Origin of the sequence: Pseudoalteromonas sp. SG45-2 (assembly GCF_014164115.1) — a bacterium.
Taxonomy (GTDB): Bacteria; Pseudomonadota; Gammaproteobacteria; order Enterobacterales; family Alteromonadaceae; genus Pseudoalteromonas; species Pseudoalteromonas distincta.
The window spans coordinates 64,196-86,974 of sequence record NZ_JACJEO010000009.1; the positions used below are offsets into that span (position 1 = coordinate 64,196).

The following is a 22,779-nucleotide window of genomic DNA, read 5'->3' on the forward strand; positions in this document are numbered from 1 at the left end:
ATGCTCATAAGAGCGGGTGTAGCAAAAAATGAGATGGTACTTTAAAAACTTCAGGACGGTACTACAAGTATTACTTATACAACATCGAAATGGAGATTTATAGCTTACATGCTTTCTTTCTAGCTGCAGCCCACTATATAGATTTTTTAAAATATGTCAAGTACCTATCTATAATCAGAGTGATAAACAACCAAAACCGCTTTCCTTGGTTATTAAAATTCAAATTCTAATGCGAGCCTAAAACTATGATTTTTTTCTGATTGGCTTATCTCAGTGATAAAACCCGCTTCCCATTTTAACTGCTTTTGTCCATCAAAACGCTGCAAACCTATAAACCCAGGCCCTATGCCAACAAAGTCTTCTCCTACGTACACCTCAATAGATGGCTGAAAAGCAGAACGATATCGATAGCGATATTGCGCTCTAAACTCGCTTTCCCATTCATTTTGTATATCCTGCCCCCACTCGTAAACCAAAAAAGCATTCATAGTTAAGCTTGTTTTGCCAAACTCTTTTTCGATCACAAAACCCGAAGTTGCTTCATACACATCTTCATTATGTTTTTTTTCAAGCTCAAATAATGCCCCCCAATCAGCCCATAATTTACCTTGCTCAATTAATTGCCAGCGTAGTTCAAGCTCATAAGCTTCTAAACCAAAGTCGCCGTTGTCATCTCGCTCACCAACTAAATAACCTTCTAGTGCCATTGTATCGTTAATAGCACCGCCACCACCCAAACGCTGCGCTAGTATGTTGCCACTATCTGTTTGGTGCGACACTAACCGCCATTCAAACTCTCGCTCAAAAGGTAAAACATAGGGGTGATATACCTTATCAACAACAATTCCATCGGCCTTTGCTGGGATTGAAAGTACCAACAAACAAAAAACGGTAAAGCTAAGCGCTAAATATAGGTTGAGTGCTTTCATACACGTTCCTTAGATATTGAAGCCGAAATAACATAACAAAGTGATAAAAATATCACGCTACTAGTACTATATATAAGTACACTCATTAGATCAGGGGTAGCCTCGTAACCAACAAGAGCACGCAGTACGCGCCCGAGCTCAGAGTTTTCGCTTAATACATCGCGTAAATCCCACACGGTTGCGGTGTTGGTAATTAAGTCTATTTGGCTTGCCAAATCCAGTGCAACTAATAACTTAGCCGCGCTGTTAAAAGCAAGCAAAGTAAAAAGCGGATACATACCAAAGCGGTGCTTAATTGCATTCATTAAAAAGTACAGCAATACGCTAAAACTTAAACAAATTCCAACACCTAATAAAGTGCCAATAAATAAGCTTTGCCCTGCATCATTACTTTGCCAAAAACTGGTGAGGTAAATAATATAGTGGCTTAAATACAATGTTATTGTGCTTATAACAGCAATATAAAAAGCCGCTGATTTTTGTTTTATTGCAAATACTAATACGGCTATAAATATAGTAATACATAGCCCTATTTGTGAGTACTCTAGCCCTTGATGTTCAAACCACTGGCTCACCCATGATGCACTCTGCATGTACATAAACGACATGAGCGCGCCAATTAGTAAAGCAGATCCTATTTTTAAAGCGCTTTGTTTTTTAACCACTTGTAGTAGCACTAATAAAATAGCCACAGGTAGCAATTGATTAAGACTCATGACTAAACTAGTTATTAGCATGCTGCGCCTCCTCATCACCAACTATTACAACGCCCCTTGCTGTATTGGGCGAAAACTCACCAAAAAATTCGTAATACCCTTTACTAAGCGGCCCTATATAAATAATGCTTTTACGGTTTGGGTAGAGTACTTTTTCTCTGTTTAGATCAAAGCTATCAAACTCTTCTGGTGTGCTATCTTGGTTTTCTATCAATAGTTTTACTTTTTTATTCGCGGGAATGGTAATTTGCGAGGGATAAAACAAATGATCTTTTAAAATAATAAGGTACTCTTTACTCGCCGCATTGAACGACAAAAATAGCAAACAACAAAGGCACCGATTAAATAAACGTTTAGTCACTTTTCACTCCTGTAAAAGTAACCTTAACGGTTAGTCCGCCTAAAGGGCTATTCGCTAAATGAATAGTTGCGCCATAAATAGCAATTATGTGTTGAACAATCGCCATACCTAAACCGGCACCTCGCTCGCCTGATGGATGCTGATCGCCACCTACGCGATAAAAACGATTGAATATTCGCTCTTTTTGCTCTTCAGTCATACCCGCACCAGAATCATCAATTTGCCAACTAAAGCCGTTATTACTTGATACTAATTTAATTATAATTTGACCATTTTTGGGTGTGTACTTTATGGCGTTGCTAAGTAAATTAGCGATGAGTGTGGTTAATGTAAACTCATCACCATCAATAATAAAGTCATCGCCTTCAAGACTAATGGTTTGGTTTTTTTCATCTATTTTGTCGTATTGCTCCGATACGACTTGCTGAGTAATCGTTAGCAATGATTGTTCGCTAAATTGCCTCTGCCATTGTTCAGGCTGAGTGCGTCCTAAAATTAGCATTTGCTCAACAATATTACTTAAGCGATTAATGCCTTGTGACATTGCTTGGAGTTCTTGATGGTCTTGCAGATTACTTTGTTTATTAGCCAAATTATGTACATTAATTTTTAAACTACTAAGTGGAGTACGTAATTCGTGAGCTGCATCTGAGGCAAAAAAGCGCTCCCGTAAGTAGGCTGTTTCTACGCGTTTAAATAAGTCGTTTAAACGATTAATAACAGGTTTAATTTCTTCGTCAGTTACTTGCCAGTTAATTGGCGTAAAGTCGTTAGCTTGGCGAGACGCCAACTGCTTAGATAATCGAGTAAGAGGGGCTAATGCGTATTTAACAAAAAAGCTAATAAAAATAGCAAGCAGAGGGACTGCCCATAGCATAGGTAACATTGCAGATAAAATAACGGCTTCAGCTAATTCAAAACGCTTTGCCATAGGTTCAGCAACGATGATTTTACGGGTGTTTTTACTCATCACAAATACCCGCATACGCTGCCCTGCTACATTGGCCGTTTGAAAGCCCTCGCTAAAACTAATTTGGTTATTCGTTAAACTCGATGAGCCACTAAGTAAATTATTATTTTGCCAAATTTGATACAACAACTGAGCGCTATTATTACTTACTTGTACTGCATCTGTGCTTAGTGCCAATGGTTGCTCAATTAAAACGCCAGCTACTATTTTAAGTTCATCATCAAGCAAACTTTCGCCGTGGTGCATACTTTTTTGATAGCCTTTTACTAATGCTAAAAAGCAAGTTAGCACCATCATTGAAAGTAAAATTAAGGTCAGACGTTTACGAATAGACATTTTCAACCTCGAAAAACAAATACACTCTAACGCTTACCAACCACGTAGCCAATGCCACGTAAGGTTTTAATAAAATCACTAGGGAATTTTTTACGAAGATGATGAATATGCACCTCTATGGCATTAGAGCCAACTTCTTCACCCCATTGGTAAAGTTTGTTTTCGAGTTGTTGTTTTGATTGTACCCTTCCCTGATTTTCCATTAGCGCTTTTAAAAGCATGTATTCTTTTCGAGGTAGTGTAAGTGACTGCCCACTTAGTTTAACTGTATGAGCAGAAGTATCCATTACTACATCACCACAGCGTAATAAGCTTGATTGTGTTTGATTAATACGCCGACTTGCTACACGTAATCGAGCAAATAGCTCAGCGGGGTCAAACGGCTTTGCAAGGTAATCATCTGCCCCCATATCGAGCCCTTGGACTTTGTCATCAATACTGCCGCGAGCAGTTAAAATAACCACCGGTATTACTTTTTTTTGCGCTTTAATATGCTTTAAAACTTGCGAGCCGTCGCCATCAGGCAATCCTAAATCGAGAATAACAAGCTCAATCTCACCACTAGAAAGGCACTCTAAGGCGTGCTTTACTGTGCCACTGTGCTCTACGCTGTAGCTCTCTTGGCGCAAAGAGCGAATAAGCCCTTGCGCCACTAAATGATCGTCCTCAACGAGTAATAAATGCATTATCTGTTTATCTTTTTAATTTTTTATCTACTTTTGCCAATAGCTGACTTATTGCTTGTTGACGATATTTATCTGCTTTTGCCCGAGTATCACGAATCCCAGCAGCTTGTGCTACGAGTAGTCGTGCTTTAGCTTGTTTATAATCGCCTTCGTCATACAAGTATTCACCGTATAAGTAATTAGTATCAATGCCTTCGAGATTAAAAGCGAGCGCTTGTTTAAATAATTTTTCAGCTTTGTCGTCATCACCAAAACCAATTGGCCAACCAGGTACTTTGCTATAAAGCGTTGCAAGGCTTGCGTAAGCTGAGCCATTTAATGCAGTGCCATCAATCGAGAGTGCATTTTCGAGTGACGCTTTTGCTTCTTTTGCTAAACCAAGTGCGCCCAAGCCCCCTTTTGCGCCAGCAAAGCTGGCTAACACAATGCCATTCCAAATATGTGTTTGCGCTGAGCTTGGATAGTTTTTAACAAATAATGCGCTTTGCTCACTTAGTTGCGTAAACGCGTCTATTTGCGCATCGCCTTCAAGTTCGTAATTAGCAATTGCCCACTTTTGTTGAATATCGGTTAAGTCTTGCGCTTCATCTGCGTTTACTGCAGTTGCAAATACAGAGGTTAGTATTAAATAAAATGCGAGTGTAAATTTATACATAATTTTGCCCTTGTGTGTTTGTTAACTTAAAAAACGTTTAATTTTAGGAAGTTGCTTTGCAATAGCGTTATCAACAACGCTTGGGAATACGCCATTTATGCGTGCAAATAATTTTTCAGGAAAACCAATAAAGCGCCTTGTTTGGTTTGAACTTATAAGAGCTAATAACTCTTGAGCAACTAATTCTGGCGAGTCCATTTTATTGCCGAGCTCTTTATTCATTGCCCGCGCTTTACTGCTATTAATAGATGTATCTGTTGCTCTTGGTGCTAAATAGGTCACTTTAATGCCTGAGCCGTTAAGCTCACGAGAGAGCGCTTCTGTAAAGCCACGTAAACCGAATTTACTGGCGCAATAAAGCGTTTGAAACGGGTAGCCAATACTGCCAAACGATGATCCCACGTTAACAATAGTGCCTTTGGTATACGCTAACTGCCCTAAAAATAGCTGGCATAATTTAATAGGCACCGACAAATTAGTAATGAGCATATTATCTATTTGCTCATTACTTGTGTGCTCAAGGCTTTGCATTGTATTTATACCTGCGTTATTAATAAGTAATTTAACGCCGCCGAGTTGCTTGGCTTTTATTGCTAGGTTAATACGTGTTGTATCGTCGGTTAAATCGCCCGTAAATATTTCACTGTCTGGGCATGCACGGCTCAGTTTTTCAAGGGCTTGGGTATTTCGCCCTACAAGTAGTAACTTCCACCCTTTTGCATATAGGGCTTTAGCAATCGCTTGCCCTATTCCGCCTGTTGCACCAGTGAGCACACACAAAGAACTACTCATACCAATTTGCCTTGTACACTTGCTTTAAAAAATGGTTCGTCATCGAGTCCACGAAATATATCGCCGTATAAACGATAAAAGCGCTTTGCACCATGAATTATGGCTTGTTGATCCGTCTCGTCTGTTATTTGATTCATTAGGTTTTCAAAAAACTTTACATGCTCTATATCAAGCGCGCCGTGAGAGGTTAAATAACTAAATGCTTTTTTAGGTAAGCCCACAGCATTTGCAATGTTTGAAGCCGCGCCATCAGCAAGCGCTATAGAAGTGCCTTCAAGCACATGCACCATGCCAAAAAAGCTCAACGGATTTTTACGTGCAATGGAGTCGTACGCATACGACACCATCATTTCGGTAGCAAATTGCGGCTGACTACACCGTACTGTTTCTTTGTCAAAACCACATGCTGCAATGTCATTAAGTACCCACTCTTGATGACCAATCTCTTCTTCAATATATTCTGCGACGGCTTCGTGCAGCCATTCTTGATCGTCGGTTAATCGTGCACCAACCGACATCATTAATGGCACGGTGTGCTTAACATGGTGATACGCTTGCGCTAAAAACGAGGCGTATTCTTCAAGTGATGCTTCGCCTTTAAAAACACGCTGAATAATAGGCGCTGTAAGCAGATAGTTTTGCTCTTGTTTAGTTTGCTCTTTAAGGGTGTTAAAAAAATCACTCATTAATTACTTCTCCAAGTCGGTAAAATTGATCAAATACAGCATGGTACTGCTTACTTATGGCATCTCGTTTTGGGCGATTATTTGTTGTTAATAATCCTTGTTGCACACTGAATGGGGCAGCTAAACGATGCCACTTTTGAATTCGAGCATAGTCGGGTAGTTGTTTATTAATTTCGTTAACGTATTGAGCTAACGCTGGGTTACTTAGCTTTGTATCGGCGTAAATAATGGCACTGAGAAAAGGTCGCCCCTCACCAAACACAACCGCTTGTAAAATACCGCTTTGACTGAGTAATAGTGATTCAGGCCACTCGGCACTGATATTGCGCCCCATACTGGTAATAATTAGATTTTTTAATCGGCCTTTAATAAATAAGGTATTTTGATGCTGTTCGACCAAGTCGCCAGTTGCATACCACTGGTTTTTGTCGTGAGGTTGATGGTTTAAGTAACCTAAAAACAAATCGCCTTTTATAAAAAGCTGACCATTTTCAATTTTGGTTTGAATATGAGGTAACACAGAGCCGGCACTGTGGATGTTATCGTTTGTGGGTGTATTTAAACTAACGACAGATGCCGCCTCAGAAAGTCCATAACCTTGGTAAACCGGTAAGTTTAAGCTACGCGCTTTAACTATTAGCATTTCGCTGACACGCGCACCACCTACGGCAATAAACTGTAACGAACTAGGCGGTTGCCAACCATCTTCTGCAAAAGTAACTAAGCATGCTAATAGTTCAGGCACTAAAATAAGCGTATTTGGCTTAACTTTATCAATCGCAGCAATAAGCTGTGCGGGCTGTTTTAATGCAGTACCAACAAAGCCTAATTCATTTAACGGCATTAAATGCACTGTACCGCCACTTTTTAAAGGGGCATACACACCGGCTATATTTTCAAGCAATACAGCAAGTGGTAATAAACACAAATGAACAGGCTTTTTAATGTTAATTTTATCGCACAGAGATTGTGCTACCTGCATTTGACTCTTTGCAGATAAACACACGCCCTTTGGTTGCCCGGTTGATCCTGACGTAAATGTTACTTTTTGAGTTTCTGGAAAATAACTGCCGGGGTTAGCTACAACGATTTCGTAAATATATAATGTGTAACACTCAAATAAAGTAATTGATGCAGCCGGCTCCCCAAATAAAGGGTTTAGTGTGTCGCTCATAAATACATTAGCGCCACATTGAGCTAGTACATATTGAGTTTGTTGTTCACTAAAAAAGTGAGCAATTGGCACAGCCACTTTATTAGAAACTGCAGCAGCGGCATCAATAACAAGCCAAGCTGGCGTATTATCGAGCTTATAAGCGATACATTTGCCGTTAAAGCTATGTAGTATTTTTACTACTTTTTGTATTTGCTGGTTAAACTCATCCCCGTTAATTTCAAGTGTTTGTTCTTTATTATAAGCAATAATTAATGGCGATATTGCATGGGTATTATAGTAATTCATACGTTCACCAACGCATTTACCAAAGAATTGATATTTGAGTGGTTTTGCTGCATCAAACTATAAAGCATTGGGGTATTTAATACTTGTTGGTGAGCTTGCTCTAAACTCACAACGCATACGGTAGGCTGATTAGCGTAGTAACTTCCCCAACTTAGCGGATGCTCCACAACAAAACTGTTTGCCACAGCAATTTCAGTGCAGTTAACGCCTAATAAGCGCAGCAGTGCACGTACTTTTTTAGTGGCGCAAAATACTAAATGTTTTGCTCCTACACTTTTCAGGGCTTCATTAACAACAATAAAATGCCCAAGCGTTGCTTTGCGATGTGTAGAGCATAGATTGCCAAGCTCAAATACTTTATTACGCTGAGTGTTCTCAGGTAAAAAATGCTCAATGGGCTGTGCTAAGTATTGCTCTATAAATAGAGGAGCTGTTGCTTGCCTTAAACCCAATGTGCATTGCCCTTCGTTTGTCGTATATTGGCAAAGTAATGGCATAAAAGAGGTAAGCGTGGCGTTGTAAGCGACTAAAAACCCTTCTTTAACTGTGTTTTCTAACGCACTTCTATGCTCATCATTAATGCGAGCACTAACAAAGCGTGAGTTATTTTGAATATAAACGGGTGATGAAGGTAGGTGTGCTAATTGCATAAACATCGCTCATATAAAGTGTATGTTTGTAACTTAGCGAGCGAAACTTAAAGAAAACTTAAGAAACCTTAATTTAAATAAAAAAGCGCCTTAATTATTAAATTAAGACGCTTTAGGATGAAAACCGTTTAAAAGCTTAATAAGCTAAGCTATTAAAAATTATAAGCTATCGACATTTTAAATTGCGTAGGCGCCCCCGGATAAACCCACAAAGCGTTGTAACTACTTTGAGCATAGTCTTCATTAAAAATGTTATTAATACTCACATTTAATTCTGTTTTATTTGTTAGATTTAATTGACCAAACAGGCCGACCAATTGGTAACTTGGTAGTCTAAAGCTCAAATCTGCGGCATCACCTAGGCGGCTGTTGGTATATTGGTAACTTGCACCAAATTCAAGCTCTTTACCCATTAATGCTGTTTGATGGCTAAGTGTAAGGTTTAGATTGTTTTTTGGTACATTTACCAGTGGGCTGCCTTTTTCTATTGGCACGCCCCAATCGGCATTAATAATGTCGTTTGCTGTGGTGGCATCTATATAGGCGTACGATAAGTTAAATGCTGTTGCATCGGTAATATAGGTATTTAAATCAAGCTCAAACCCTTTGCTATCAGCTTTACCAATGGGAGCCGAAAAACCAACGTTTACTGGATCTGCCACTAACATATTACTTTTAGAAGCATCAAAAAGTGCCACAGTACCGTTTACACCTAAGTATTCAAACTTAGCACCAACTTCAAACGAGTCGCTGTACTCAAAGCCAAACGGGGCGCCGTTTGCATCAGTACCGCTCAGTGGTAAAAAGCCTTCAGAGTAACTGCTGTAAAAGGTTATTGTATTATTTAGTTCGTACACTACGCCAACGCGTGGGCTTATTTGGCTCTCAGAACTGGTTGAAAATACACCGCTGTTGGTTTCTAAAATATCTTGGTCTACGCTATCAAATCTAAGGCCAAGTAAAAGTTTAAACTTATCAGTGATATCCATTTGATCTTGAATGTAAATACCGTAAGCGTTTTGCTCTTCATCATTTTCATAAAGTAGCGAAACAGCAGGACGTTCACCAGAATAATCAGGCTCAAAAATATCAATAGTATAAGTGCCATTACCGCCACGATAACGAGAAAGCGCCGTGTGCAAATCGTATTTATATGCATCAATACCTATTAATAAATGATGCGAAATGCCGGCTGTATCTAAACTTCCACTAACTTCAAACTTTACACTTAAATCTTCTACTTCGTAGTCGCGATAGCGCTGCTGGCGGGTAAGTGTGCGGCCATCGTCAAATAACGATTGGCGTGACGGTGCAAGTTCTGCATCTGACGAAAAACCCGTTAAGCTAGAGTCTCGATAATTTGCACCTACAACGAGTGACCATTCCTCGTTAATATCGTGATTTAACGTAATTTGGTGGCCTCGAGAGTAAACCTGCGTATCTCCATCGTTTGGGTTACCTAAATAGCGCGAGCTTGGTAGGGTGTCAAAATCGTTATCGAGTACAACAATACCACGGTCGAATAGCTGAGCTAAATCTACGTATTCAAACTCATAAGTTACACTGGTCGATGCGTTTATTTGATGATATATAGACGGCGTAATCACCTTTTTATTGGTGTATACCTCATCGCGGTAGCTGTCACTATCTTGCCATGCGCCATTTATTCTAAACGCGGTGGTATCGTTAATGCCGCTGGTGTAATCGCCTTCAACGCGATTAAAACTGTCGCTGCCTAAGCTTAGTTTTAGCTCACCTTGTGAATCAAACTGTGGCTTTTTAGTTACAATATTTACAGTCCCGCCTGGCTCTGATCGCCCATAAAGTGCTGAACCTGGGCCTTTTAGTACTTCAATGTAATCAATGTTAGATACATCACGCGGGCCGCTAAAACCACGCCCACCGCTAAAGCCATTAACTAAATAGCCCGATGGCATATTTTCGTTACCCGAAAGGCCACGAATAGAAAAGCTATCCCACAATGCACCGCTATTGTTTTTACGTGAAATACTAGCTGAAAAATCAAGCGCATCTTGTAGTTGAGTAATTCCTTTTTTATTAAGCTCAGCACTATTAATACTAACTATAGATTGTGGCATTTGCTTTTGAGGAATATCACCGCGATAAGCTTGTTTATAAGTGACAGATATTTTTTCGATTTCTTCTTTTTGATCTTGCGCAATACTGGGCGCACTAATTCCTAGGCAGGCTAAATAAATTAAAGAGTACTTCATGTGATTGATTAACTAAGCAAGTGTTATAGTATAACAAAATTGTAGCATGTGTTACTTTATAACAAAACTTCTTTTTAAAAAATCACTGAGCGATTAATTAATGCACTAGCGACTGCCGTGTCATCACGTTAGTATAGTGTTCTACTTAAGTTACATAACGATAATTACATGAGCATAAAAACAAACGCGTTAATTTACTTTTTAGCTTTTTGCAGCGGTTTTTGCATTATGGGGATTGAACTTTTAGGAGGGAGAATTCTCGCCCCTTTTTTTGGTAGTAGCGTACATATTTGGGGCAGTATAATTACAGTATTTATGCTTAGTTTATCTTTTGGGTATTTACTTGGCGGTAAACTCAGCACTAAAAATGCATCACTTACCAAATATGGTTTAATATTTTTAATAGCCAGCATTATGGTGGTGCCTATTACATTATTTTCGCAGCCAATAATGGAATTTATATTTACCCATATTGAAGATAGCCGCTACGGCTCGCTCTTAGCGTCAACTGCTTTATTTTTTATACCTACCGTTATTTTAGGCATGATCTCGCCCTACTCTGTCCGCTTACTGGTAACCGATAGCGATAAAAGCGGCCAAGTCGCTGGGCGTTTATACTTTGTAAGTACGCTTGGCAGTGCACTGGGTACTATAATTACCTCGTTTTACTTTGTACTCGCGTTTGACGTAAATACAATTATTAGCGCCTTTGCTCTAACGCTTGGGTCACTGGGTTTAGTCGCGATTGTAATTAATACCTTGGCTAATAATAAGGAGCTTGCTCATGCTTAAATATCTACTACTGCCGTTAATTGCATTTTCGGGTTTTGCGTGCAGTAAAGTTATCCACGAAGAGCGCTCGCTTTATCGCAATATTATTGTTGAAGAAACGAGCGACTTACGTTGCCTTAAATTTAATACTAAAAGTAGCCAAACAAGCCAAAGCTGTATGTATAAAAACAATCCCGACAAACTTGTTTTTAATTACACTAAACTTACTTTTGCGAGCCTTTTAGTAGCCGATAATCCTAAAAATGTACTTATTATAGGATTAGGAGGCGGTACGCTTTCTAACGTTATTCATGAGCTATACCCCACTGCAAAAATTCATAATGTTGAAATAGATCCCGCAGTAACTAAAGTTGCACGCGATTACTTTAACTTTATAGAAAACGATTTAGTGACATCAAGCGTGCAAGATGGCCGTATTTTTATAAAACGTGCCGCAATTAAAAAACAAAAGTACGATTGGATTATTTTGGATGCATTTAACGGCGACTATATTCCGGAGCATTTGCTTACTAAAGAGTTTTTTGAAGAAGTACAAAGCGTATTAGCCGAAGGCGGTGTTATAGCTGCAAATACGTTTTCAAGTAGTAAACTTTATCAGCATGAGTCGGCAACTTACCACGCTGTATTTGGCGACTTTATAAATGTAAGTCGCGAAAATCGTAGTAATCGTATTATTTTAGCGGGACTTAAATCAATGCCGAGCGAAGCGCAAATTAACACGCGTGTAAATGCTCTCGCCCCTAAATTAGTAAAATACGGTATAGACATAAAAGCGATTAGCCAATTTATGCAATTTACTAAAAACGACCAAGATTGGCCCGCACATACAAAAGTACTTACCGATCAATACTCCCCTGCTAATTTACTTAACTTTTAAACTCCTGCTAAACCTCACCATTTCTACAAGTGAGGTTTAGCAAATATTTTACCATTTCCCACTCTTTCATATATTTACTTAGCAAGCTAAGTAATGATAAAATAGTTAGCTTGCTAACTATGTTGGGATGGCTATGCCTACACACAAACCTTTTCACGAAACACTCGATTTAACTGTTATCGGTAATATGGGCCGAGTTCATCGCTTATGCCGCGAAGCGGTAACCATTGCAGTTGAGCCTTTAGGGCTTACTCAATCGCGCTGGACTGCACTAATGCATATTAGTATGCGTGGTGAGGGACTAACACAACTTGAGCTTGCTAATAGCTTAGGGATAGAAATGCCTTCATTGACTCGTACGCTTAAGCAATTAGAGGAGCAATCGTTAATTGTTCGCCGTGTAGACAAACATGATAAGCGCAGTAAAAGACTCTATTTTACTGAGCAAAGTGATGCCATTTTACATTCATTGCAAGAGACTATTTCCGATATAAAAAATCAGTTATACAGCGGTTTATCTGTTGAGCAACTAGATGCGATTGCATTTGGTTTGATCAAAATAGAGCAAAACGCCCTTAAATGTATTCAAGTTAATAAGTAAGGCTAAAAATGACACCGGATCAAAAGTTTGCACGCTATGTAAGGTTTTCTCTCATAGGGTTTATCTTAGTATTTATTTACTATTTAGTGGCCGATATGGTTTTGCCTGTGACACCACAAGCACGTGTTTATCACCCTGTTGTGCAAATATCACCGCAAATTAGTGGCCGAGTCACTAGTGTGCAAGTTAGTAATAACCAATCAGTTAAAGCAGGCGATATATTATTTAGTATCGATGAAGGCCCATATAATTTAGCTAAAGAACAAGCTCAACTCGCCCTTGATGATGCCAAATTACAAAATAAACGCCTTGATACCAATGTTAAAGCGCTTGAGGCACAAATAAGTGCTGCAAACGCTAAACAGCATGAGCAAAAACTATTAAAAAGCAGAGGCGAAAAGCTCTATAAGCAAAAGTCTATATCGGAGCAAGAACTTGAAAGCATTCGTGCTAATTTTGAAGCGAGTAAAGCAAATGTTGCAGCCCTTGAAGCGCAGTTAGCTGAAGCGGTTTTAGCTAGAGGTGACTCAGGGAACAAAAACTTAGCCATGCGCCACGCTGCTAACCAGTTAGCGCAAGCTGAGCTAAATTTATCCTACACAAAAGTGCGCGCATTAAGTGACGGCGTAGTTGCTAACTTACAATTATTAAACGGCGCATACGCAGTTGCAGGCAGCCCGTTATTAGCTATTGTTGCTAAAAAGGCAGATTTAGTTGCCGACTTTAGAGAAAAGTCACTCACAAATATGAAGCAAGGCACCCAAGCGCGCGTAGTATTTGATAGCCGTCCAGGTGAAGTTTACGACGCAATACTTGAAACATTTGAAGCAGGCGTTAGCAGTGGTCAACTTAGTGCTAATGGTTTACTAAGTACAACAGAAACCAGTAATCGTTGGGTGCGTGATGCACAGCGTCAACGCATTCACTTAAAGCTCATTAATCATCAAGACTTAATAGCAAACATGCCAAGCGGGTCACGTGCAACAGTACAATTATTACCAGAATCAACAATTGGGCAATGGTTTGGCTCTGCACAAATCAGGTTTATTAGCTGGTTACACTACATTTATTAATGGAGGCTTTATGACTCAAATTGTTAGCCAAGGCCCACAATTAGACTCCAATGGCCTTCGCCAAGCACTGCGCATTGCAGGTGGGTGTACCCTTGGCTTTACTATTAGTGAATTAATGAACTGGCCCAATGGTATATTTTTTACCGTTTATCCTATGTTGATATTGGGCATGGTACCTACGTTAAGTCGTGGGCTTATAAATCAATTTATAGCATCTGCTGCATTTAGCGCACTTATAGTGCTGATAATGCAGGGATTATTTTCTCACTTACCAGTCGTTATGACATTGTTAGTGTTTGGTGTTTTCTGCTTTTTATTTCATAAAATGAGTAGCGGTAGTGCCTTTTTATTTGGCGCTTTAGGCGTGATCAGTCTTTCTATTCAGCTACATTTTTCCAGCTATGTTGATCAAGGAAGCAGTATTTATCCGTTAATCTTAACTAATGGTTTGGCTATATTTTTAACCGTTATTATTGGAGCATTAATGCATGGCCTATTTCCTGATGTAACCGCAAGGCCTGGGCGAGTAATGCCAGCTAAAGCAAAAGAAAGTATTCGCCATGAGGTATTGTTATGCTCAACCGTGGCTACGCTCTCTTTTGTTGTTTTTCAGGTTCTTGATTTACAAGACTCAATATCTGCGCAGGCAGCTTCTGTGCTTATTTTATTTTCGTTGTGCTGGAAAGCCGCAGGTATGGCCGGTTGGCAGCGAGCAATTGGAACGCTTATAGGCTGTAATGCAGCGTTACTATCGCAACTATTTTTGTATAGTCACTCTGATTTTTTACTTTTTCCGATGGCTATTTTATGGATACTTTCGTTTGTTTTTGCGCGCTTTCATATTTTAGGCGGAGGCATACCTGGCATTGGTTTTGGTGTGTTGACTACATTTGGTATTTTGTTTGGAAATTCACTCGGGCCAGGCCAAGATCTTGTTTATAGTGCAATGTACCGGTTTAGTTCGGTATCTGTGGCTATAATCTTAAGCTTATGTGTTGTGTATGTTATGCACCACATACTTAATCGGTTTAGCGTAACTCGCCATCATACTTATGATTAGATAAACCCTGTTATGTAAAACTAAAGGCTGCAATTGCAGCCTTTTTAATAAGCTTGGTTAAACTATTTTAATCATCTATATGAGCAATAATTTCGCTTTACATATTCACAGTTTTTAGTCTTTCCTGGTGATAATAAGCGTTAGCACACCGGCTATAATCCCCCAAAAAGCAGACCCCACTGAAAGCAATGTTAAGTTAGATGCAGTTACTAAAAAAGTGACTATTGCGGCCTCAGTATATTCAGTACGACTAAGGGCTTGCTGCAAACTATTAGCAATGGTGCCAAATAGCGCAATGCCCGCCAAAGCTAAAATAAGAGCCTGCGGTAAACTTGCCACCAAGCCAACTAATGTAGCTGCGCACAGCGCCATTAAAATATAAAATACGCCAGCCGCTATACTCGCCCAATAACGTTTATCATGATTTTTATCCGCCTCATCACTCATACATATAGCTGCGGTAATAGCGGCTAAATTAATAGAGTAGGCTCCAAAAGGAGCGCTAAGCATATTTACAAAGCCAGTAACATTAAGAGATGCAGATATAGGCGCTTTATATTTATGTGCTTTTAAAACCGCAATACCCGGTAAATTTTGCGAAGTCATGGTAACTATATAAAGTGGTAAACCTATACTAATACATGCTTGCAAGTGGAAAGCGGGTTCAATATAAGCAAATTCGCTCATTTTCCAGTGCAGTGCGCTGATATCAATATGACCCATTTGCCAAGCGAGTAATACACCTATAATAAGCACGCTTAACATAGCAAAGCGGGCAAAAAAGCGTTTACCAATAAAGTACATAACAACCATTAAGCCAATTACTAAAGGCATGTCGTTCATAAAATTAAACACATCGATACCAAAGGTAACAAGCACGCCGGCCAACATGGCGCATGCAAGCTCACTTGGAATACGGTTCATTATTTTTTCAAACCAGCCCGTAACCCCCGACAAAAACACGAGCAATGCACTGAGCATAAACGCGCCAATAGCCTCATTTAAGTTATACCCTTGGGCACTTGAAATAAGTAATGCAGCTCCCGTGGTAGACCACGCAATTAAAACAGGTACTTTGTAATAGTACGATAAACCAATTGACGTTGTGCCCATCACTAAACCGAGTATTAAAATCCAACTAGCTACTAAATCGGGCGTACCACCAAGGGTTATCACTACCTGATAAATTAATGCAATAGAACTCGAAAAACCAATAATTACAGCCACAAGTCCTGCTGTAATTCGGTTAAGCAACTGATCAGACACCTTCATAAATTCCTCGTAATGCATTTATGCAGCTCACAACATACGTGCCCAATAATTACATTGCAATTAGCGATTGGTTTACAAAAGGTGAAATAAATTCACTTTTTATTTTTCATTGTAATTAACGTCAAAAAGTCACTTTTAACCATTGTATTTAACTAAACAAACAAGTACCTACAACTGCGCCAAAGCCCGCGTAAACACTACTAAAAACCAATACTAAAAAGAGCAAAAAACACACCAAAAATAAATATCCTTATATTTTATAAGGAATTATAAAATTAAGAAATAATTCTTTTCGGTTACATTTATTATCTTGATCTAATCCATTTAATAATATAAAACGTAACAAATAGTTAACCAAAAACACTAAAAGAGAAACAAATGAAGAGATCTGTCGTCTTACTAATTGCTATACCATTATCGGCATTTGCAGTTTATGGGCTATTTTTTAATGCAGATGAAACGGGCGAACCTATCGCGCCTGTTGCTATTGATTTTGTTCCTATTGATTTACAAAAAACGCGCAATACGCATCCCCCTGCACCTATTGATATGAGTAAAGATCCAATTACTGTTAAACCCATTGCTGCCCCTGACAACAATTTAGCGTTTGAAGAATTTGATGCCGTAAATCGCCTATCAGACAAAGCAAAGCAAGTGCTTATAAATGCAAAAGTTTTACCGACTGACTTACATAACGAGGCCTATATTGAGTTTGATTTAAATTCTTTACAGGCGTTAGAAACTGGCGAAAACTTTGATTTAGCTATTCCGCAAACAGCCGAAACATTCACCGCAGAAGTGACTAATGTGGTTGAGTCTGAAAATGGCGATAAGAGCATATTTGGTAAAATAGTGGGTGTTGACGGTCGCATGCATAATACCGTTTTAACGGTAGGTAAAGATGCCGTATATGGCCAATTTACTGCACCTTCTGGCAACTATGTATTCGAAAGTAAAGGTAAGTACGGATGGATTGCAGCAAAACGCGATTTATATAAAAGCCACATAGAGCATGAAGTAACCGCACCAAAACCCAAATCAGATAAAAGCATCGATATATTTGCACCAAAAATTGATGGCTAACCAAAAAATATAAAAAGCAATTAAAGCCGCACTATAAGGCAGCTTTAGTGTGTCTGCTTTTTATGATCTCAACCAAATTAAAAACAGTTCCAACCACAACAAGAGTAAGGAAATACAATAATGAAAAAAGTAATCACAACAACAGCACTGGCTGCGGCATTATGTGCAGCAAGTGTTGCACAAGCAGAAACAATCGATATCGGTATTTTATATACCGACCAATCAGCTGCCGCAACTAGTAATATTGACACTAAAATAAATCAACTAATTGCTTTTAGTAATCAGGTATATAGCCAAAATGGCGTTGATATAACACTACGCTTAGCTGGCAAACAAAACTTAGGTGACTACGCAGTAACGCCGTCTGAGGATTGGTTAGATTCGGTTACAAATAGCAGCTACGTAGATGGTTTACGCAGCGATTGGAAAGCCGACATGATTGCCGTATTAGGTACTGGCCAAAGTGCTGGCAATGGGCTTATTTCATGTGGTTTAGCGTGGGTTGGCCAAGGCACTAATGGCAATCTATATAGCTCAATGAGCAGCCGTATGTACTCAATCACTGCAATTGATTGTGGTGCAACTACATTTGTACACGAACTTGGTCATAACCAAGGTTTAGCGCATTCACGTAAACAAGGTGACACATCTGGCGGTGTATATGTAGATGGCATGGGTCATGGCGTACAAAATGAGTTTGCAAGTATTATGGCTTACCCGCACGTTTACGGTAGTGCAACTCAGTACGATTACTTCTCTAACCCTAACTGGAGTGTAAACGGTATTGCATTTGGTATTACAAACCAAGCGTATGCAATTCGCACGGTTACTGCTACAAAAACAAGTATTGCTAACTTTAAATAAGTAGCGCATTAAAAAGTGGGCTAAATAGCCCACTTTAAAGTTTTAATATGTTCTTCCCTGCAGAGCGCTTACGCGCTCTTATAGATTAAGCTAATGCACAACCACTTTTTGCTTAATTGCTGGCATTAATGTTTTACCATTGCCATCTACTTTGTTTAACAATTTAAGCCCCATCACTTTTGCAAGTACTGGGTAGATATCAAGGTTACTCACTTCTTTAAGGCTTATACCTTGTTTAAATGCAGGGCCTACAGCAATAAATGATGCTGCCATATCCTCGGTATATGCATAACCGTGAGTCCCTAAATAGGTTGGTTTTTTACCATTGGTAAATACCGCTGGCGCTGTAGTTTGCACCACAATATCGCCTACGCGAGTGCCTTTATTGTAATGGTACGCTGCTAACTGCTCGTCAGTTAATACTATATAACGACCGTTTGCTGCTTTTTGTAAACGAGCTTTATAGCCGGCTATATCCGCATTTATTGCATCGGGTTGAGTGTATATGAGTAAACGTGGACCGGTGTTTTTAACTAAAAAGTTTTCATCTTGAGGCAGTGTGGTTACATCAATACTTTTATCTGGATCTATACTCGCCATACCATGATCCGAGACAATAACTAAGTTTACCTCTTGCTCTAATTTACTTAAGCGAGTTTGTAATTGCCCCATTAATTCATCAAGCTGTTTAACTGCATCTCGCGTTTGTGGTGCGTCTGGTCCAAACTCATGGCCCATGCTATCAACTAGCGAAAAGTAACTCGCAATAAAACGCGGGCGCTGTGCTTTTGGTAAACTTAACCACTGAATAATTTGATCAACACGGCTTTGGTAATCGCTGTATTTAGAATAGTGATAAAAGTAATCTGGTGTCATGCCGTTAAATAATGCATCTGACTCAGGCCAAAAATAAGTAGCCGATTTAAGTCCCTGCATTTTTGCTAAATTCCAAAGCGGAATCCCCTTCACCCAAGTGCTATCGCCCAATGCTTTGCCCATGCTGTAACAGTCGTTTTTACGCGCTTTATCACAAAAGCTATTATCAACAATGCCATGGTTTACCGGCAATAAGCCCGTAATAATAGAAATATGGTTAGGAAATGTTTTTGTCGGATAAACAGGTATTAGTTTTTGTGCGCGAACACCGCGCTCGGCCATTGCTTTTAAATTTGGCGCACCGTGTTTTTCAATATAATCCCAACGCAGGCCATCAATTGATACAAGCACCACAGTTTGCTCTTTTGCAGCAAATGCGCTGTTCATTCCTAACATTAGGCAAATTGATACTGCCTTTAAAATCCACTGTTTCATTATAAACACCTATAAATGCACAACAATTACTTAAAAAATTATTTTAAAGCAAGTTGTTACTTTATGATACAAACTGATAGATTAAACCCTGTATATTAAAGACAAATGACTATGTGCTAAAAACTATGCCAGTCATCAATTGTAAAAAGGATAAGTATAAAGATGACCATAGATTTTAGTAAAAAAATAACGCCAGCACGAATGTACCGCACAACCTCCAACTTACAAATGGCGCTAGAAAGCGACCGTGGCCGTATTATTAACAGTGCCGCTATTCGCAGGCTGCAGCAAAAAACCCAAGTGTTTCCGCTTGAGCGTAACGCAGCTGTTCGTTCGCGCTTAACTCACTCGCTTGAGGTACAACAGGTTGGTCGTTTTATAGTGCAACGTATTTTTGCAAATTTAAGCTACCAACAACAAAAAGATTACGGCTTAACCGACCTAGAACGCCCCCTGGAAAGCTTAGTAGAAATGGCCTGCCTAATGCACGATATAGGCAACCCACCGTTTGGACATTTTGGCGAAGCTGCAATAAACCACTGGTTTAATAACAACCTAGCAAGCGTAACACCCGAGCGCTGCAAAGAGCCCAATACCGGTATAGGTGTTGTTTTTAAACACCTTGCGCTTGATATTTGTAACTTTGAAGGCAACGCTCAAGGCATACGTATAATTCATTCGTTGCAAACGCTTAATTTAACTTACAGCCAAAGTGCTGGTATTTTAAAATACACTCGACCTGCAGGGCTTGATACAAAAGATATACCGCAAAATAAAAACTACTTAATGAAGAAAGTGGGTTACTACTACAGCGAAAAAAACTTTGTTGAAGCGCTACAAAAAGAGCTCACTATTGAGCCATATTGCCGCCATCCAGCAAGTTATATAATGGAAGCCGCCGACGACATTTCGTATTGCCTAGCCGATATAGAGGATGCTGTTGAAAAAGGGATCATAAGCACCGAATTCTTATGTACACAGCTTAAAAGTCATTATAAAAAGGCACTCATAAACCTAACAATAGACGACACAGAGCACCAAACTTTTGTAGATAAAGCAGTTGACTACGCACATGAACGCGCCAAAGCACAACCGTATAATTTTAACAGCGAATTTTTTATATACCTGCGCGTAGCACTTTTACATCCGCTAGTTGGACATGCTGCAAAACGCTTTATTGAGAACATAGAACCTATTTATCATGGCGATTTTAACCAAGCACTTTTAGAAGATAGAAGTCATCTACACGCTGTAACCAAAATGCTAAAGCAAGTTGCACTTGAGCATGTTTTTTCAAATAAAGAAGTCGAAAAATTAGAGCTGCAAGGTTATAGAATAATTAATGGTTTGCTCGATTGCTATAAACCATTACTGCTACTAAACAAGGATGACTTTAAGCGTGCACTAAATGGCGATTCACGTTTATTAATAGAGTCGCGACTTGTTAAAAAGCTCTCTAAAAAGCACTTAAACAGTTACCAACACGCAATAGATGCGATACAAGAAGAGCCCGATCACTTTGCGGCGTATGAATTTTATTATCGCTGTAGATTAATTCAAGATTATATAAGCGGTATGACCGACCAATTTGCTTACGATGAATATCGCAGCCTTATGGTTATTGATTAGTCGTATTACTCTGGATAATTTTTAATTTTGCGCTTAAAATCAAACTATTAATATTTAAGCGCGCATAACTTCATGATATCAAAACTAATTAGATTTACCCTTTGCTTTGCCTTATTTTATAGTGCGCAAAGTGCTGCATACAACGAAGCTATGTGCATTTTAATTAAACAAGAAATGCAGCAAAATAGTAATAATAAAGCGAGTCAAAAATACCGTAAAGCTGCGCGTGATTACAAAAATAACTGTAATAAGCCAAAAGAAATTCAAGCACAACCTAAGCCCCAAATAATAGAGCCTGAGCCGACTATTATTACTCAGCCACAACCTAAAATTGTTGAACCTGCCCCTGTAATACAACTCACTGAAGAAGCTGTTAAAAATAGCATCAACGAGCAAACACTTAATTTAACTGATGATCAAAAACAACAAATTAACGATCAGCTAAATACCAATAGTAACGAAATAGTAATTGATGCAGAGCCAACAACAGCAGTACCCGAGCAAGTAGTTACAGAGCAAAAAAACGAAGCCGCAATAGAGCAAGTAAAACCGGCGACGCCAGAGCAAAACGTTCAACCTACGCCTGAAAAGTCTGTACCTGTAAAACCAGCACCGGTGTTAACTAAACCAGCGCCAGTTATTGCGCCGCAACCTATAGCACAAAGCCCAAGCTCGTTACTTTTACCCACTTTAATACTTGTTATAGTGGTACTTATTGGCGCTATGATAGTCGTGCGCCTGCGCCGTGCAAAACAAAGTAAAGTGATGGCAGAACCGACTATAGCGGCTCCACCTGAAGTTAAATCAGAAAAAATTGCTACGCCAGCTAAACCTGAAACTACAAAAGAGCCAGAGATTGAGCCTGTCGTCATCAACGAAGTAACTCAAAATAATAAATCAGTTGAGAGCAGCGTAGAGGCAAATGAAGAGCCTTTAGAGCCTACGAACACTACACAAAATGCTGATATTGAACATACACCACCGCAAATTTCAGATGAGCAAAACAACGTAGCTACACAAGTGCAAACAAGCGAAATTGAGCCTACACCGCTTAACTCAATTGATACTTTAGAGCAAACAAGTACCGCTACGTTTAACGAAGTAAAGCAAAAACCTGAGCCTAATACAGCCGAGTTTGAAGCAGCAGCAAAAACAACCTTAGAGCGTATTAAAAATGCCAGCAGCTTTAATGAGCCAGAAGTACGCGACTTTGATCCAGATGCAAAGCCTGTAAAAAAACAACGTAAGCACCATACAGCGCAAGTAACGGAGCCTGCGCCAATAGAAGCCGAACACAACACTGTAGAGCCGGTTATTAGTACTCCTGAGCCAGTAACAGCGAGTGAGCCGGTTGTAGATTTACACGCACCAGAGCAAATAGCTGACGCTCAATCGACTACATATACAACAGAGCAAGACTTTAAAGAACCAGAGGTACGTACATTTAACCCAGATGCACCATTACCTGGTGAAAAGCCGATGCCTAAAAAACAAAGCGCAACACCTGAGCAAGCACAAACAACACCGCCAGTTGATGAGCCACAAAGTGAGCCTAAAAAAGCAGACAGTAACAATCCATTTGCTAACTTATCGTTAGACTCAAGCTGGGATCCTGACTCAACTGAAAAACCCAAAATAGAAGAGAAAAAACGCGCGCCTAAATCGCAAGCATTAATAGATGCAGAAGAACGCGCTAAAAACATGCAAACCAAATAGTAAGTTTTAAAGTAGCGCCTCATA

22 protein-coding genes are annotated in these 22,779 nt (G+C 39.4%); 9 read left to right on the forward strand and 13 right to left on the reverse strand.

The genetic code is table 11. From position 1 onward, the window contains the following. Window positions 1-212: 212 nt before the first annotated feature. The 11 genes from H5116_RS08350 to H5116_RS08400 all read right to left on the reverse strand — a co-directional run bounded on the left by H5116_RS08350 (window position 213) and on the right by H5116_RS08400 (window position 10,477). Window positions 213-929, reverse strand: coding sequence for a hypothetical protein (locus H5116_RS08350; protein ID WP_182692991.1), 717 nt, complete (start codon window positions 927-929; stop codon window positions 213-215). Further along, window positions 926-1,666 (reverse strand): iron transporter, encoded by a 741-nt coding sequence (locus tag H5116_RS08355; protein WP_138490155.1) that lies wholly within the window; start codon window positions 1,664-1,666, stop codon window positions 926-928. The genes H5116_RS08350 and H5116_RS08355 overlap by 4 nt, the downstream gene beginning before the upstream one ends. Then, window positions 1,653-2,006, reverse strand: a complete 354-nt coding sequence (locus H5116_RS08360) for a cupredoxin domain-containing protein (protein WP_138490154.1) — start codon at window positions 2,004-2,006, stop codon at window positions 1,653-1,655. Before H5116_RS08360 ends, H5116_RS08355 begins: the two co-directional genes overlap by 14 nt. Beyond that, entirely contained in the window at window positions 1,999-3,312 is a 1,314-nt protein-coding gene (locus H5116_RS08365) for an ATP-binding protein (protein ID WP_182715926.1), read from the reverse strand. Before H5116_RS08365 ends, H5116_RS08360 begins: the two co-directional genes overlap by 8 nt. 26 nt (window positions 3,313-3,338) lie before the next feature. Next, on the reverse strand, window positions 3,339-3,998 hold the full coding sequence (locus H5116_RS08370; RefSeq protein ID WP_182715927.1) for a response regulator transcription factor: 660 nt from the start codon (window positions 3,996-3,998) through the stop codon (window positions 3,339-3,341). A gap of 7 nt (window positions 3,999-4,005) precedes the next feature. Next, a complete protein-coding gene (locus tag H5116_RS08375; protein ID WP_182715928.1) occupies window positions 4,006-4,653 on the reverse strand; it encodes a hypothetical protein in 648 nt (215 codons plus the stop codon). 21 nt (window positions 4,654-4,674) lie between these two features. Beyond that, entirely contained in the window at window positions 4,675-5,445 is a 771-nt protein-coding gene (locus H5116_RS08380; protein WP_002959137.1) for an SDR family oxidoreductase, read from the reverse strand. Beyond that, the gene (locus H5116_RS08385) at window positions 5,442-6,131 is read right to left on the reverse strand and encodes a TenA family transcriptional regulator (RefSeq protein ID WP_182715929.1); all 690 of its coding nucleotides are present in this window, start codon (window positions 6,129-6,131) and stop codon (window positions 5,442-5,444) included. Before H5116_RS08385 ends, H5116_RS08380 begins: the two co-directional genes overlap by 4 nt. Continuing rightward, window positions 6,124-7,593: an AMP-binding protein gene (locus H5116_RS08390; RefSeq protein ID WP_182715930.1), complete on the reverse strand. Its 1,470-nt coding sequence runs from the start codon at window positions 7,591-7,593 to the stop codon at window positions 6,124-6,126. Before H5116_RS08390 ends, H5116_RS08385 begins: the two co-directional genes overlap by 8 nt. After that, a complete protein-coding gene (locus H5116_RS08395) occupies window positions 7,590-8,243 on the reverse strand; it encodes a thermostable hemolysin (protein ID WP_182715931.1) in 654 nt (217 codons plus the stop codon). Before H5116_RS08395 ends, H5116_RS08390 begins: the two co-directional genes overlap by 4 nt. Window positions 8,244-8,395: 152 nt before the next feature. After that, window positions 8,396-10,477, reverse strand: a complete 2,082-nt coding sequence (locus tag H5116_RS08400; RefSeq protein ID WP_182715932.1) for a TonB-dependent siderophore receptor — start codon at window positions 10,475-10,477, stop codon at window positions 8,396-8,398. A gap of 168 nt (window positions 10,478-10,645) precedes the next feature. On the opposite strand from H5116_RS08400, the gene H5116_RS08405 reads away from it, so the two are divergent. The 5 genes from H5116_RS08405 (at window position 10,646) to H5116_RS08425 (ending at window position 14,880) form a co-directional block, all read left to right on the forward strand. Further along, a complete protein-coding gene (locus H5116_RS08405; RefSeq protein WP_039488814.1) occupies window positions 10,646-11,269 on the forward strand; it encodes a fused MFS/spermidine synthase in 624 nt (207 codons plus the stop codon). Next, the gene (locus tag H5116_RS08410) at window positions 11,262-12,146 is read left to right on the forward strand and encodes a spermidine synthase (protein WP_182715933.1); all 885 of its coding nucleotides are present in this window, start codon (window positions 11,262-11,264) and stop codon (window positions 12,144-12,146) included. Before H5116_RS08405 ends, H5116_RS08410 begins: the two co-directional genes overlap by 8 nt. 133 nt (window positions 12,147-12,279) lie before the next feature. Next, entirely contained in the window at window positions 12,280-12,747 is a 468-nt protein-coding gene (locus H5116_RS08415) for a MarR family transcriptional regulator (protein WP_024595849.1), read from the forward strand. Between the two features lie 8 nt (window positions 12,748-12,755). Next, complete coding sequence (locus H5116_RS08420; protein ID WP_165723799.1) at window positions 12,756-13,820, forward strand: HlyD family secretion protein; 1,065 nt, start codon at window positions 12,756-12,758, stop codon at window positions 13,818-13,820. A 10-nt stretch (window positions 13,821-13,830) separates the two neighbouring features. After that, entirely contained in the window at window positions 13,831-14,880 is a 1,050-nt protein-coding gene (locus tag H5116_RS08425) for a DUF2955 domain-containing protein (RefSeq protein ID WP_024595851.1), read from the forward strand. A gap of 114 nt (window positions 14,881-14,994) precedes the next feature. Here H5116_RS08425 and H5116_RS08430 read toward each other — a convergent pair whose 3' ends face one another. After that, complete coding sequence (locus H5116_RS08430) at window positions 14,995-16,152, reverse strand: benzoate/H(+) symporter BenE family transporter (protein WP_182715934.1); 1,158 nt, start codon at window positions 16,150-16,152, stop codon at window positions 14,995-14,997. 378 nt (window positions 16,153-16,530) lie between these two features. On the opposite strand from H5116_RS08430, the gene H5116_RS08435 reads away from it, so the two are divergent. Beyond that, a complete protein-coding gene (locus H5116_RS08435; protein ID WP_182715935.1) occupies window positions 16,531-17,235 on the forward strand; it encodes a hypothetical protein in 705 nt (234 codons plus the stop codon). Between the two features lie 120 nt (window positions 17,236-17,355). Beyond that, window positions 17,356-18,099, forward strand: coding sequence for a zinc-dependent metalloprotease family protein (locus H5116_RS08440; RefSeq protein WP_002959157.1), 744 nt, complete (start codon window positions 17,356-17,358; stop codon window positions 18,097-18,099). 90 nt (window positions 18,100-18,189) lie between these two features. On the opposite strand, the gene H5116_RS08445 is transcribed toward H5116_RS08440, so the two are convergent. Beyond that, window positions 18,190-19,410, reverse strand: coding sequence for an alkaline phosphatase family protein (locus tag H5116_RS08445; RefSeq protein ID WP_182715936.1), 1,221 nt, complete (start codon window positions 19,408-19,410; stop codon window positions 18,190-18,192). Between the two features lie 162 nt (window positions 19,411-19,572). On the opposite strand from H5116_RS08445, the gene dgt reads away from it, so the two are divergent. Both dgt and H5116_RS08455 read left to right on the forward strand, forming a co-directional pair. Beyond that, the gene (gene dgt, locus H5116_RS08450; protein ID WP_182715937.1) at window positions 19,573-21,039 is read left to right on the forward strand and encodes a dGTPase; all 1,467 of its coding nucleotides are present in this window, start codon (window positions 19,573-19,575) and stop codon (window positions 21,037-21,039) included. Between the two features lie 72 nt (window positions 21,040-21,111). Continuing rightward, window positions 21,112-22,755, forward strand: coding sequence for a cell surface protein (locus tag H5116_RS08455; RefSeq protein ID WP_182715938.1), 1,644 nt, complete (start codon window positions 21,112-21,114; stop codon window positions 22,753-22,755). Window positions 22,756-22,779: the final 24 nt, after the last annotated feature.